Raw genomic sequence first — 13,467 nt, forward strand, 5'->3', positions numbered from 1 at the left:
GATTGATAGTTCAACTATCTAGAAGGAGTGCAGCCATGGAACTCGGGTTGACGACATTCGCCGAGGTCGGCCCCGGTGAGACCGAAACCGTCTCACCACGGCAGCGCCTGAAGAACCTGCTCGAGGAGGTCGTTCTCGCCGAGCAGGTCGGTCTCGACGTCTACGGCGTCGGGGAGCATCACCGAGCCGACTTCGCCGCGTCCGCGCCCGCCGTCGTGCTCGCCGCCGCAGCAGCGAAGACTTCCCACATCGCGTTGACCAGCGCGGTCACCGTGCTCAGCTCCGATGACCCGGTGCGGGTGTTCGAGGAGTTCGCCACCCTCGACCTCATCTCCGACGGTCGCGCCGAGGTGATGGCCGGTCGAGGATCCTTCACCGAATCGTTCCCCTTGTTCGGGTACGACCTCGCCGACTACGACGACCTGTTCGTCGAGAAGCTCGGGCTGCTCCTCGCACTCCGCGACTCCGAATCGGTGTCGTGGTCAGGACGATTCCGTCCGGCCTTGACCGATCAGCCGGTGTACCCGAGGCCCGAGCGTCCCCTGCCCGTGTGGGTCGGAGTCGGCGGCAACCCGGAGTCCGTGGTCCGTGCCGGGCTGCTCGGTCTCCCGATGGCGCTCGCGATCATCGGAGGCCGGCCGGCACGCTTTGCCCCGCTCGCCGACCTCCACAGGCGTGCGGTCTCGGAGGGCGGTCACGAACCGCAGCCGATCGCCGTCCACGCCCACGGTTATGTCGCCGACACAGCCGAGCAAGCCGCCGACGACTTCTATCCGTCCTATGCCGCGGCCATGACCGGACTCGGTCGCGAACGCGGGTGGGCGCCGATGGATCGCCAGTCCTTCGACGCCATGCGGGGCCCCGGCGGCTCACTGGTCCTCGGGAACCCCGAGCAGGTGGCGGAGAAGATCGTCGACATGCGGGAGACCCTCGGCATCGAGCGGTTCATGCTGCACCCCAGCGTCGGGCCGTTGCCGCACGACAAGGTGATGCGCGCCATCGAACTCCTCGGCACCAAGGTCGCGCCACTCGTCGGCCAGGCGTGATGTGCGCTAGCCGGTACCGTCGCCCATCCCGGAACTCCTCACTCCGGGCGAGAAGGAGGTCCGCGTACCGCGCGGCTCGCGAGTCGGGGCCGATCGCGACCGCCGCCCCCTCGACCTCAGCGAACCGGGCTGTGGCCCAATGCGTCGATGGCCTGTGTCACCTCGGGCACGTCGGTAGCCGTGACGTCTTCGAGGCCTGGCACGGACCGGTAGCCGGCGCGCACCACACCGCCGGTGCAGTCGTATTCGACGATGCCGAGTTGATGGAGCGGCCCGGGGAGGGATTCGCCCTCGCCGGCCACGAATCCGGTGGACGGTGCCCAGACCTCGAGTACCCCGTTGCGGACGGTCTGCCGGTAGCAGTGCAGGTGCCCACTGCCGACAGCAGCGAGTGACATCTTTCCCAGAGTCGCGAGCAACCGGGTACGGGATTCCCCGATGTCGACGGCGTGCCCGACCGGCTCGTCCAGGGCACTCCAAATCGGCTTGTGCAGGAATACGATCACCCGCTGCGAGTCGGGGACGTCCGCGGCCACGTCTTCGATCCAGGCCCACTGCCTGGTCTCCCGGTCGAGACCTGAACCGAAGAGCTCGCTGTTCAGTCCGAGCACTGTCCAGTCGTCGATGTCGTGGCGCCAGTGATCGGGACCCCACACCTCCTCGAAGGCGGCGATCCGGTCATCGGTCACGCCGATTCCTTTCCACGGCGAGGAGCCCGGCTCACCGATGTCGTGGTTGCCGGGCACGACAAGCACCGGAGCGGTAAACCGCTGCATAAGTTCGTGGGCGTGGGCGCGGTCGTGGGCATCATCGGGGTGAATGATCACGATGTCGCCGGAGTGCACGATCAGGTCGGGGCGGACCTGATTGTTCACGTAGTCGACGATGCGCTCGAAGTTCTGCTGGGTGCGCCCGCCGCGGGCGGACAGGTGCGTGTCACTGATCTGGACGATCTTCATGTAGCTCCTTCGAATTATGTTGGCCAAGCACTATTTGAGACCCGAGCGAACGAATGCGTCACGCACGTAGCGCTGGAGGAACAGGTAGATCAGGAAAATGGGTAGGCAGGCGAGGCCGGACGCCGCCATCACCGCACCCCAGTTGTTGCCTTCCGCGCCGAGGAAACCGCGAATTCCGATCTGGATAACCGCGTTAGACTGCCGCATGACCAGTGACGGCCACAGGTACTCGTTCCACGCCGAAATGAACAACATGATGCCCAGTGCCGCGAGCGCCGGCCGCATGTTGGGCAGCACTACCTTCCACAGGGTGGCCCACGAGTTCTGGCCATCGATCTGGGAGGCATCGAGCAACTCTCGCGGAAACGCTTCCATGTGCTGGCGCATCAGCAGAACACCGAACGCCGAGCACAGATTCGGGATCACGATCCCGGCAACGGTATTGAGTAGACCCATCTGTGAGATGAGAAGGTAGTTCGGAATCATGGTGACCTGGAACGGCACCAGCCACGATCCCACGAACAGCAGAAACAGCACCTGCTTTCCGAAGAAGGTCCACCGCGCGAACGCGTAGGCGGCCAGGATCGCGACCAGAAGCTGGCTGACGGACATCGCCAACGCCATGGCGAACGTGTTGACGAGCATCGATGCCATCGGAATGGTCTCCCACACGTAGCGGAAGCTGTCCAGACTGAACGGAGAGGGCACGGGGCTGACGGACAGGGAGTCCTCGGGACGACGGAACGCGGTGGCGAACATCCAGTACACCGGGAAGATACTGAACACAGTGACGGCAGCGAGAACCACGTGGCCGGCCGCCACCTGTCTGCGGGAACCGGTGGCGACCGGGGCGTCGCCGGGATCGCGGGCCGGGGCGGCGGCGGTCGATCGGGCCGGCGCATCGACGAGTGCAAATGCCATGGGGGGTCCTAGTTGTCGTAGAAGCTCAGCCGGTCCGACACACGAACGAACACGACGGCGATCAGCCCGAAGCCGAGGAAGAACAGGGTTCCCGCAGCAGCCGACAATCCTGCGTCGAAATTCTGGAATCCGAACTGGTACAGCAGGTAGTAGATGTTGGTGGAGGAACCGCTCGGGCCGCCTTGCGTGACGATGTCGATGATCGGGTACGCCCACTGCGCGCCCAGCAGGATCGTCATGAGGCCGAGGAACACGAGCGTCGGGGACAGCAGCGGCAGGGTGATCTTGCGGGTGATGGTCGCTGGCGACGCGCCGTCGAGGGCCGCGGCCGACGCGTAGTCGGGATTGATTCCGGCCAGTCCGGCGGAGATGACGAGCACACCGAAGCCGAGCATCTGCCACCCGACGATCAGCACGACACCGAGCATCGCGAGTCCGGGTTCACGAAAGACGTTGCCCAAGTCGAACCCCAGGGTCGCGGCCATCCGGGGAATCGTGCCGCCCTCGGGATTGAACAGCCATCGCCAGATCGCGCTGCCTGCCACCGGGGTGATGAGGAATGGGACGAAGATCAGGGCCTGGTAGAGCGTCTTCCATCGTCCGGCGACCCGGTTCGACAGCAGCGCGACGACCATCGGTAGCAGCAACGAGAACACCATGAACGCGAGGACGTACACAATTGTGTTCCGCAGTGCCTGATGGAGTTCGGGCAGCGACAGTACGCGAACGTAGTTGTCCATGCCCACCGGAACCTTTGGGCTGGTGGGCACCATGTTCCATTTGTAGAACGACAGTCCGATGGTCTCCCCGAGCGGCTTGTAGATCCACACGACCAGCAGAACCACGGCGGGCAGGAGATACAGGTACGGCGCGAGACCGCGCCGTACCCGACCGGCCCGAGACGGTACCGACGGTGTCTCGGCGTAGCCGGCGGAGGCTTCGGCGGGAACTTCGACGAACATCAGACGCCAGGCGCCGTGAGCTGCTCGATCGACTGCCGAATCTCCTCCGCAGTCATTTCATACACGGCGGGGGTCCCGTCGAGGGGGACCACCGTGTGCAGCACGCGGTCGCGGTAGACGTGCACCATGTTGAAACCCTGCGCACCGTCCTGACCCCGGATGCTGCCCTCGTCGACGAGTAGATCCTGCGTGTAGCAGGTCGCCGATGCCACCGACACCGGAATGCCCGCGAACGTGCACGTGGTGGAGTAGTGCAGGTGTCCGGCGAGGATTCCGCGGACGTCGGTGCCCGCGAGCACCGTCTCGAGCCGGTGCTGTTCCTTCAGCTCTACCGACTCGATGGCGTCGAGCAGGCCCGGTACCGGCGGATGGTGCAGGGCGAGCAGGGTGCCGTGCGGCGCCGGCTCGGCCAGGACGTCCGTCAGCCAGGTGAGCTGCTCGTCACTGATCAGACCGTGGTGAAAACCCGGAACCGTGCTGTCCAGCACGATGATCCGCAATCCGTTGACATCGACGACCGCGTCGACCGAGTCCTGGGTCGGTTCGGCGTCGAGCAGGCCGCTTCGGAAGGCGGGCCGCGCGTCGTGGTTGCCCATCACCCAGATCACCCTCGCGCCGAGGCGCTCCGCGGCGGGCTCGACGATCCGGCGCAGCCGCACGTACGCCTCGGGCTCGCCCCTGTCGGCGAGGTCACCGGTGAACACGATGGCCTCGGGCCGTCGGCCGGCCTTCTCGAGCCGCTCGAACAGCCGGGAGAGGTTGGCGTCGCTGTCGACGCAATCGTGGAGCAGGGCGCCGTCGGTGACGAAGTGGGTGTCGCTCACATGCAGGATGTAATGATCGGGTTCCCCGTACTGGGACATGAGGTTTCTCCTGTGGAAGTGGGTGTCAGGCGACGAGTGCGCCGCGCAGGTCGTCAAGTTCACGCTCGGTCATGCCGTGGCCGAGGAGGTAGTCGCGGACGCCGCCGTGCGCGGCTGCGATGGAGTCGAGGGTCGTGCGCATCAGCGCGGCCGGGCTGGCGCCGACCAGGTGATCGACGTCCACGTCGTCGGGAAGGCCGCGGGCGCGCATCTTCTCGGCCATGCCGATCGCCCAGTCGCCGGCCAGCAGGGTCTCGGACATCGCGTAGTCGGCGACGATGTCGCGTTGATCGACACCCACCGCCGCGAGGGTGAGAGCGACGACCAGCCCGGTGCGATCCTTTCCTGCGGTGCAGTGCACGACGGTCGGGTCGTCGCCCGAGGCGGCGATGGCGCGGACGGCTCGGGTCAAACGATGTCCGTAGTTCTCGACCATGATGTGGTAGACGACCGCGAGGTCGAAGTTCGTGCCGTCGAGGTCGATCTCGCCCTCGTACACCGGCAGGTGTTCCACCCGGTGGCCGACGCCGTCGAGTGCGCTCGGGCTATCGTCGAGCTCCTGCTGTTCGCGGAGGTCGATGACCAGCGCAAGTCTCCGTTTCCGGAGCAGGTTGCGGGCCGGCTGGTCGAGCTGGTGTAGCGCGTCCGACCGGAACAGCTTGTTCCACTTGGTGGTCCCCGTATCAGTCGGGAATCCGCCGAGGTCGCGGAAGTTGTAGGTGCCGGTCAGGTTCAGGCGTCGATGATTCGTCGACGCAGGCAGAGTGCTGGTCATGGTGTCGGTGTTTCGTCCTCTTCGGAAGTGGTTACTGGATGAGTTCCTGCACGCGCTGCTGCGCCGCCTGCATGGTGGCGGCCGGGTCCTTGCCGTAGTAGACCGCGTCCTCCACCGCCTGCCCGAGGATGTCGTCGGCCTGCACATAGCTATTGCCGGGGTAGGATTTCCAGGCCTCGAGCTTGTCGAGCTGGCCGAGATTGGGTGCCAGAAGGGGGTTGTTGTCGGCCCATCCCTTCAGCGATGCCGGCTCCTGGATGAGGGATGGGCGCAGCGGAAGATAGCCGATCTTGCTGGAGATCTGGGTGTACGCATGGTCGCTCGTCATGAATTTGATGAACTCCCACGACGCGCGCTGCTTCGCCGGATCCTGGGAGAACGTGAACAGAGCGGATCCCGAGTTGGTCGGCACGGCGGCGTGACCCTCGAAGGCGGGCATCGGTGCGGCGCGCAGGTCCCAGCCGCCGGTCGCCGCCGACTTCATGAACATCCCCTGCAGAGCCGATGTCTGTAGCTGAATCGCCACGTCCCCCTTCGCGAAACTCTCGTACTGGGTGGTCGAGTCGAGGTTGGCGAGGACGCCGTCGTCGTACATCTGCCGCAACGCGGTCACCGCCGAGACCGCGCCGGGCTCACCGAATTCGACGGTCTTGCGGTCCTGCGACAGCACATCGCCGCCTGCCGAGCGGAACAGCGCCTGCATGCACCAATTGCCGCCCTTGACCGAACACGACACGGACAGCGCCGGCTTTCCGGTCGCCGCGGTCACGGCCTTGGCGGCAGCCGCCACCTTCGGCCACGTCGACAGGTCGGCGTCGGCGGGCAGCCCGGCCTTCGTGAGCGCGGTCGCGTTGTAGAAGAGGGTCGGTGTGGAGAACACGTACGGGATGCCGTACGTTTCGCCGTCCCAGTCGCCAAGGGTCGCGGCCCGCGGATGGAACGGGTGTTCCCCGCCGAACGTCGCGTCCACGGCCTCGGTGCCGAACAGTCCGTCGAGAGACTGGGCGCCGAGTTCGTTGACGGCGAAATCAAGAGTGTCGAACGTCAATTGGGCCACATCGGGCGGAGATCCGGCAAGCAACTGCGTCTGTACGCTACTCGCGGTTCCCGCACCGGCCGTGCCACTGCCCTGCGGCGGCTGGGCCTTCACGTCGATGTTCGGGTGCTGCGCCTCGAAGTCGGCGACGAGGCCGTTGATCGTGTCCGACCAGAGCCCGGCCTGTTGAAGGTTGTACGACTCGAAGACGATGTCGACCTGCTGGTCGGGGCCCAGTTCCGGAACCGGTGCGCCGGTGCCCGAGGCGTCCGGCGCGGCCCCGCCGGTGGCACAGCCGGTCAGAGCGGCGGCCACAGCCGCCACTACGACGGCAGAGAATGTCGGTCTACGCATCACGTTGCTCCTGTTGCGGAAAGTACTTCGGAAGATTGGTCCACAGCCGTGGGGGCCGCGGAGTCGAAGTCGGTGAGTTCGGGGACGTCGACCCATTCGAGGCGGCGTCCGGTCGCGCGGTCGAAGAGGTGCACGTGGGTGAGATCCGCGGTGAGGAAGGCGGATCGATCGGCGCGCAGTGCAATCGGTCGCGGTGCTCGCACGCAGACCGTGGCGCCGCCGACCTCGCAGTACGCAACCTGCTCGCTGCCGAGATTCTCGACGGATGTGACGCCGACCGACAGCCGCACCCCTGGATGATCCGCAGGCTCGACGACGCGGAGATGCTCCGGCCGGATACCCAGGACGACGTCGCGGCCGTCGGCCTGTCCACGCCACAGTCGTGCGGTCACGCCCTCGCCGGACGCGACAACAGTGCCGTCCACGGTGTGGACGCGTGCGTCGAGCAGATTCATCGCAGGACTGCCGAGAAAACCGGCGACGAACACGGACGCCGGCCGGTCGTAGACGTCCTCCGGTGTTCCGACCTGTTCGAGGGCGCCGTTGTTCAGCAGGGCGATCCGCGTCGCCATCGTCATCGCCTCGACCTGATCGTGGGTGACGTACACGAACGTGGCCCCGAGCCGGCGATGGAGTTCGGTGAGCTCGCGCCTCGTCGCGGTCCTGAGCTTCGCGTCGAGGTTGGACAGCGGCTCGTCCATCAGGAACGCTTTCGGATTGCGCACGATCGCGCGCCCGACCGCGACACGTTGCCGCTGGCCACCGGACAGTTCCTTCGGCTTGCGGCCGAGCAGATGCGCGATGTCGAGTTGCTGCGCGACGGCCTCGATGCGCTCGGCGGCCTCCGACTTGCGCATCTTCTTCACGCGCAATGGAAACGCGAGGTTCTTCGCGACGCTGAGGTGCGGGTACAGAGCGTAGCTCTGGAAGACCATCGCGACGTCCCGGCGCCGGGCGGGCGCCGTGGTGATGTCGTCATCGTCGAGCAGGATCCGTCCGCTGGTCGGCTCGAGCAGGCCCGCGAGCATCCTCAGCAGCGTGGTCTTTCCGCACCCGCTGGGCCCGAGAAGGACCAGGAAATCGCCGTCCCGGATGTCGAGGTCGATGTTGTCGACCGCGGTGAAATCTGCGAACTTCCGACTCAGATTCTCGATCCGAATCCTGCCCATTGGCCTCTCCCGATGAAATGACGTTACCCAACCTCGGTGAGATCGGGAATTTCGTTACATCGGTAGTTAGCCAGGGTCAGGTTAATGGTGGGCGAATGGCCGTCCAATCATCGGTGATGCTTCGCGCAACGGCTGGAGCAGAATGTCATCATGGATGGATCAGCGGCACAATCTGTTTGAACGTCTCGGCTGCGGCCTCGGCCGAGCCGCCCCGCGCCCGGCAGACAGCGATCTGCAGACTGATGAGGAACGCGAGCTGCACCACCGTCGCCGATGCGCCCAGTCCGCCCCATGGTCCGCTCCCGCCGCCGATGACCAGCCCGATGTCAGATTTCTCCACGAGAGTCGAACGGGCGTAGCTGGTGACGCCGATGACCGTGGCCCCGGCCGTCCGGGCGGCCTCGACCGGCCGCAGGGTGACCGAGTTCAACCCGCTGTCGCTCACCGCGAGGCACACGTCCCGGGAGGTCAGGTGTCCGGCGGTCAATTGTTGGATCACGGCGTCGGTCGGCGCTTCGGCGTGGCGGCCGTTGAGGATGAACCGCACAGCGACGGCCGCCGCCGACGGTCCCGAGGCGCCGTTGCCGACCACGAGCACCCGCTCCGCCTTTGCGAGCGCCGTCACCGCCCGCTCGAACGAGTCTTCGTCGAGCGGTGCCAGGGCGCCGGCGAGATCCGTCGCCACTTCGGCGAACACCGCCCGCACCAATCCGGTGCCGTTCTCTTCGGCGGCGGGTGTTCCCCCCGACTCGGGATCGGCCGACCCCAGATCCCTCAGCAGCAACATCCGCAAGTGCTGGAACCCCTTGAAACCCAGGTTCTGGCACGCACGGATGACGGTGGCAGTCGACGTCCCTGCGTGTTCCGCGACGTCGGCCGCCGACCACCAGGCAACATCCTGCGGGCGCTCCACGCAGACATCCGCCACCCGACGCTCACTCGGCGCCAGCTTGGGTGCAACGGCTCGGATGGCTGAGAGGGTGGCCCCCACAGGCGGATCGATCGGTGACGCTGTCATGGACCTTGAATAACACACAGTGGTGAACGAAGGACCTACGGCGGCAGCCTCGGTTGAGTGGGACACTCCAGATGATCGGGATCTGATCGGTGAGCACGTTCTCGACCCTGCGCTCCTGCCGCTGTCCGCGCTGCGGCTCGCGGGTCCGATCGTCGTTGCCCGCGGATGTCGCGGCCGGTGTCAGGGGCGGCCACTGCGGAGACCGGGTGTTCCACGGCCAGGGCAACGACGCCCGCGACGCCCTCGGTCGGCTACGTCCGTCCTGGAGCTCTGGCCATCTTCATTTGCTCCATGATCTACGGTCGATGCATAGCGACCGCACATACCGATAGCGTGCCACCGAGTCTCCGGCGGCGGTGTCACCTCCGCACAGCGGGCTTCCGATGGAGTTGTGCGATTGGGGACCGGAGACACGGGGTAGTCACGGTATACGCCTCGCGCGCACCGACGCGCCATAGTTCCACATGCTCTCGACGCCCGACGCAGTGCGTGGCGACAACACACAGCAAGTGGGAACGATCATGAAAATCATGAAAACCAAAACAAAAGTTGAGGTTGCCGCAGCGGTCGGCGCCGGCTACCTACTGGGGCGCACACACCAGTTGAAGATGGCAATGAAGATCGCTGGAGCGGGCGGACAATCCCCGATGGCGCCTGAGGATCTGCTCGCACAGGGATCCGAGTTCCTCGCCTCGTCTCCGGCGATCGCAGAACTCGGCGACTCGGTTCGCGGCGACCTACTCGACACGACGGCCGCCACGGCCGAGGCCACCAGCGAGCACGCCGATTCGTTCCGTGACCGCCTCCGGTCGCGCGGCTCGCACGTCGTGGCCGGCGGCGGGCACCTGGTCACCAGGGTGAAGAGAATCGGCCGTCGCGGGCACGCCAACCCGCGGGACGCCGAGAACTCCACCGTCGACGAGAAACCGGATCACGGAGAAGACGAGGACGCACAATTCGACGCCCCGACGAGCGCCGAACCCGTCACGCCTGCGCGGCGGGCGACCCGGGGACGCTCGAGCACGGGAACAACTTCGTCTCACTCGGTCCAAGAAGAACAACAGCCGAAGCCACGCAGACGGCGCAAACCACGGATCACGACACCCAACGACTCGGCGGAAGAGTCCCGGGACGAATCCGCACCGAAAGCACGACCAGACACAACCGCACGTAGGAAGGGAACGGCCAAGGCGCACAAGCCTCCGACGGACGTACGAGACGAGGGGAAACCGCACAACGCGACCACGGGCGAGGACGAAAACCAACCACAGCCGTCCAGGGGCTGGGCGCATCTGCGGCGGATGACACACATCCGCTCGACGATTCGTGAGCAGTCGCCGTCGACCGCAACAACGCCGAAAGGTGATCGGTAGCGCAAACGGTTTTGGCGTAGCTGCGGAAATCAACCTCATAGGGCGGCCCGTCAACGCTCACCTCCGCCCGTCGTCTGCGACGGTCGAGCTGCGCTGCGTGCCTCGGCGAGTTCGTGCGCAGTTCGTCGCCTCGTTCCCGAGCCGCCGTTGCCTGCGCTCGAGCGGTAGCGAGATCCGCCACCCTCCGACCGATCCGACCGATTCGTGAGGGTCAGGGTCGGACCACGGCCTGTCCGAGGAAGTGGTCGAGCAGGGGAATCATCCGGTCACTGCCACCCCACACCAGCGGCGCTGGAAGAGTGTCGAACCTCGAGAAATGTTGCTTGGCGCTGACCGTCTGCCCACGCAGTCCGACGACCGACGGGTCGATGCAAGGAACGCTGCTCTCGAAGACCTGTCCGACACGGTCCCGAGGATCGCCTCTGATCTCGTAGTGGTTGGTACAGCTCTACTATCACTGGACCGCAACCTTCCTCGTCGAACGGTACTGCGCAGCCGGATGCCATTCGGGAAGGCGGGGGCCGCTGCCGAAGAATTTCTCGCGCAAAGTCCCAGGCGCATATTCGCGCACCTCACCGCCGGCGCCGACCACGTTGCCATTCAAGTCCTCGGCGAGGCTGACCCGGTCGGCCCGTTGGCCGAAATCGTCAAGGCCGCCATATAGCGTCGGCTCAGGCGAAGGAATCACACTACACCGCAGTGGGTCTACTCGGGCTCAATCGCTGTGGCCGCCACCGAAGTATAGCGTGCAACATCTGAGCAGCGGATCGCTGCAAAGTAATCCACTCGAGGACTTGGCGCTCGGAGAAACTACGTCCGGGGCGTCGGGAGGCGGTGCGTGGTTCGCGGCGCCCGCGCCTGCTGCGCGAGACCCTCGGCATCGAGCGTTTCATGCTGCACCCCAGCGTCGGGCCGTTGCCGCATGACAAGGTGATGCGCGCCATCGAACTCCTCGGCACCAAGGTCGCGCCACTCGTCGGCCAGGCGTGATGTGCGCTAGCCGGTACCGTCACCCATCACTGCACCCTCGCGTCGGGGATCGGCGCCGCCGACCCACCCGGAGTCGACGCGTTGCAGTGCACTGAGCCCGCTCGACTGCGGAGCCACCGAGACCTGGTGGCCCATCGCCCGCAACTGGGCGATCATCGGGTCATCGGCGCCGTCCCGGGCAGCGTTGATGTTCGGATGTTCACCGCCCACCCCGGTCACCGGGGTGTTGGCGGCGCCGAAGTCGACTCCCGAGACGGCCTGCTGCGGGTTCATGCCCCAATCGAGCATGCCCACCAATGTTTTCACGACGAACTGGATGATGACCGAGCCACCGGGTGAGCCCGTCACGAATTCGAGGTCACCTCGCGCGCCGTCGTCACCGAGACCGAAGACCAGTGTCGGGGCCATCGAACTGCGGGGCCGCTTCCCCGGCTCGACCCGGTTGGCCAGCGGCACACCGTCCGGTCCGACGGGTTGCGCCGAGAAATCGGTGAGCTGATTGTTGAGCACGAAACCTTCGGTCATGTGGAAAGCTCCGAACGCCGACTCCACCGTGGTGGTCATCGACGCGACGTTGCCGTACTTGTCCGCGATCGAAATATGACTGGTTCCGTGCTCCTTGTCCTGCGGCTGCACCCCGAGCGGCACCGGACCGAAGTCACCCGGCTTCGCGGTGCCCATGCTCTTGCCGGGATCGATGAGGTCGGCACGTTGCTTCAGGTAGTCGTCGTTCAGCAGGGTGTCCACCGAATTACCGGGCAGCGGAACGAAATCCGAGTCGGCCACGTACTTGTCCCGGTCCGCATACGCCAACCGCTCCGCCTCGGCGATGAGATGCACGGCCTCTGCGGTCGGTTTTCCACCATTGGCGTCGAGGTTCGTCGGCCCCACGGCGGACAGGTCGAAGTTCTCCAGGATCCCGAGGGTCGCCGCCACCGCTGTCCCCCCGGACGACGGGTTCGGCATTCCGCAGACCTCGTGGTCACGGTACGTCGTACACAGGGCCGTGCGCTTCTTCGCCTGGTAGTTCGCGAGGTCGTCGAGCGTGATCTGCCCCGGGGTCCGTCCTCCCGAGGTCGTCGCCGTGGAGTCGACGATGCTCTGGGCGATCGCACCGGTGTAGAAGGCATCGGCACCGCCCGAAGCGATGGCCCCGAGCGTTTTGGCCATCGCAGGATTCGTCAGCTTGGTGCCCGCCGCTTTGGGGCTGCCGTCCGGGTTCAGGAAGTACGCCTTCGACGCGTCGTCGATTGCCAGGTCGGGAGCCGACGCGGCGATCTGTCCGGCCATGCGGGGGCTGATCTCGAAACCCTGATCCGCCAGGAAGACTGCGGGATCGAACAGTTCCCGCCACTCATTCCTGCCATGTTCACGATGTGCCAGCTCGAGCATCCGGACGACGCCGGGCACTCCGATCGACCGCCCACTCGCACGCGCGTCGGGCTTCGGTTCGGTGCGGTCCGTGTCGCTGATCCAGCGGAGATAATTCTCCGTCGCCGCCATCGGTGCGACCTCGCGTCCGTCGTACGCCTCGACACTGTTCTTCTCCGCGTCGTAGTAGAGGAGGAACGCACCACCACCGATTCCCGACGACTGCGGTTCGACGATGCCGAGCACCGTTTGCGCGACGACCAACGCGTCGGCCGCGGTGCCCCCTTCGCGCAGAACGTCGCACGCCGCCTGTGTCGAAATCGGGTTGGCGGTCGACACCGCATACGACGCGGTGTCGACGGGCACCATCCCGGAGCGGTAGACCGTCGCGATCTCCGGATTGGTCGCGAGGTTCTGAGTGGTCGGCGGCGTGCCTGCCGGCGGCGGAGCTTGCCCGGCGGGCGGCGCTGCGGACGTCGTGCCGTTGGGAACATCGGCACAGGTGGCCGCGGGGTCGCTCGGTGGCGCCTCGTTCGACGAACACGCCGCCACCATGCCGGCGCAGAGTGCTGCCGCCAGCGTTGCCCGGATTCCGATGCCGACTCCTGTGCCACGACCCATCTCGAGACC

The 13,467-nt window shown here is 66.1% G+C and carries 13 protein-coding genes and 1 pseudogene; 3 read left to right on the plus strand and 11 right to left on the minus strand.

The annotated features are described in order from the left end of the window. Positions 1-35: 35 nt before the first annotated feature. Complete coding sequence (locus tag JQT59_RS03115; RefSeq protein WP_213574486.1) at positions 36-1,046, plus strand: LLM class flavin-dependent oxidoreductase; 1,011 nt, start codon at positions 36-38, stop codon at positions 1,044-1,046. 116 nt (positions 1,047-1,162) lie between these two features. Here JQT59_RS03115 and JQT59_RS03120 read toward each other — a convergent pair whose 3' ends face one another. The 8 genes from JQT59_RS03120 to JQT59_RS03155 form a co-directional block, all read right to left on the minus strand. Then, positions 1,163-2,005, minus strand: coding sequence for a metallophosphoesterase family protein (locus JQT59_RS03120; RefSeq protein ID WP_213574488.1), 843 nt, complete (start codon positions 2,003-2,005; stop codon positions 1,163-1,165). Positions 2,006-2,035: 30 nt separating this feature from the next. Then, the gene (locus JQT59_RS03125) at positions 2,036-2,926 is read right to left on the minus strand and encodes a carbohydrate ABC transporter permease (protein ID WP_213574490.1); all 891 of its coding nucleotides are present in this window, start codon (positions 2,924-2,926) and stop codon (positions 2,036-2,038) included. 8 nt (positions 2,927-2,934) lie between these two features. Continuing rightward, a complete protein-coding gene (locus JQT59_RS03130; protein WP_213574491.1) occupies positions 2,935-3,888 on the minus strand; it encodes a carbohydrate ABC transporter permease in 954 nt (317 codons plus the stop codon). Beyond that, a complete protein-coding gene (locus tag JQT59_RS03135) occupies positions 3,888-4,751 on the minus strand; it encodes a phosphodiesterase (protein ID WP_213574492.1) in 864 nt (287 codons plus the stop codon). Before JQT59_RS03135 ends, JQT59_RS03130 begins: the two co-directional genes overlap by 1 nt. Before the next feature lie 25 nt (positions 4,752-4,776). Beyond that, positions 4,777-5,526 (minus strand): tyrosine-protein phosphatase, encoded by a 750-nt coding sequence (locus tag JQT59_RS03140; protein WP_213574493.1) that lies wholly within the window; start codon positions 5,524-5,526, stop codon positions 4,777-4,779. A 31-nt stretch (positions 5,527-5,557) separates the two neighbouring features. After that, positions 5,558-6,916, minus strand: a complete 1,359-nt coding sequence (locus JQT59_RS03145; protein ID WP_213574495.1) for an extracellular solute-binding protein — start codon at positions 6,914-6,916, stop codon at positions 5,558-5,560. Further along, positions 6,916-8,085 (minus strand): ABC transporter ATP-binding protein, encoded by a 1,170-nt coding sequence (locus JQT59_RS03150; protein ID WP_213574497.1) that lies wholly within the window; start codon positions 8,083-8,085, stop codon positions 6,916-6,918. The genes JQT59_RS03145 and JQT59_RS03150 overlap by 1 nt, the downstream gene beginning before the upstream one ends. A 148-nt stretch (positions 8,086-8,233) precedes the next feature. After that, a complete protein-coding gene (locus JQT59_RS03155) occupies positions 8,234-9,103 on the minus strand; it encodes a MurR/RpiR family transcriptional regulator (protein WP_213574499.1) in 870 nt (289 codons plus the stop codon). Between the two features lie 530 nt (positions 9,104-9,633). Here JQT59_RS03155 and JQT59_RS03160 point away from each other — a divergent pair. Beyond that, the gene (locus tag JQT59_RS03160; RefSeq protein WP_249354087.1) at positions 9,634-10,476 is read left to right on the plus strand and encodes a hypothetical protein; all 843 of its coding nucleotides are present in this window, start codon (positions 9,634-9,636) and stop codon (positions 10,474-10,476) included. Positions 10,477-10,729: 253 nt separating this feature from the next. Here the strand turns inward: JQT59_RS03160 and JQT59_RS37970 are convergent. Further along, positions 10,730-10,929: pseudogene (locus JQT59_RS37970) on the minus strand (alpha/beta fold hydrolase); the annotation flags it as partial. A gap of 1 nt (position 10,930) precedes the next feature. Continuing rightward, entirely contained in the window at positions 10,931-11,164 is a 234-nt protein-coding gene (locus tag JQT59_RS03165; RefSeq protein ID WP_213574503.1) for a hypothetical protein, read from the minus strand. A 146-nt stretch (positions 11,165-11,310) separates the two neighbouring features. On the opposite strand from JQT59_RS03165, the gene JQT59_RS03170 reads away from it, so the two are divergent. Further along, complete coding sequence (locus tag JQT59_RS03170; protein WP_249354089.1) at positions 11,311-11,466, plus strand: hypothetical protein; 156 nt, start codon at positions 11,311-11,313, stop codon at positions 11,464-11,466. Positions 11,467-11,472: 6 nt separating this feature from the next. Here JQT59_RS03170 and ggt read toward each other — a convergent pair whose 3' ends face one another. Continuing rightward, entirely contained in the window at positions 11,473-13,458 is a 1,986-nt protein-coding gene (gene ggt / locus JQT59_RS03175) for a gamma-glutamyltransferase (protein ID WP_213574505.1), read from the minus strand. Between the last annotated feature and the right edge of the window lie 9 nt (positions 13,459-13,467).

The sequence above is a fragment of the Rhodococcus sp. USK13 genome (assembly GCF_018343855.1).
Taxonomy (GTDB): Bacteria; Actinomycetota; Actinomycetes; order Mycobacteriales; family Mycobacteriaceae; genus Rhodococcus_F; species Rhodococcus_F oxybenzonivorans.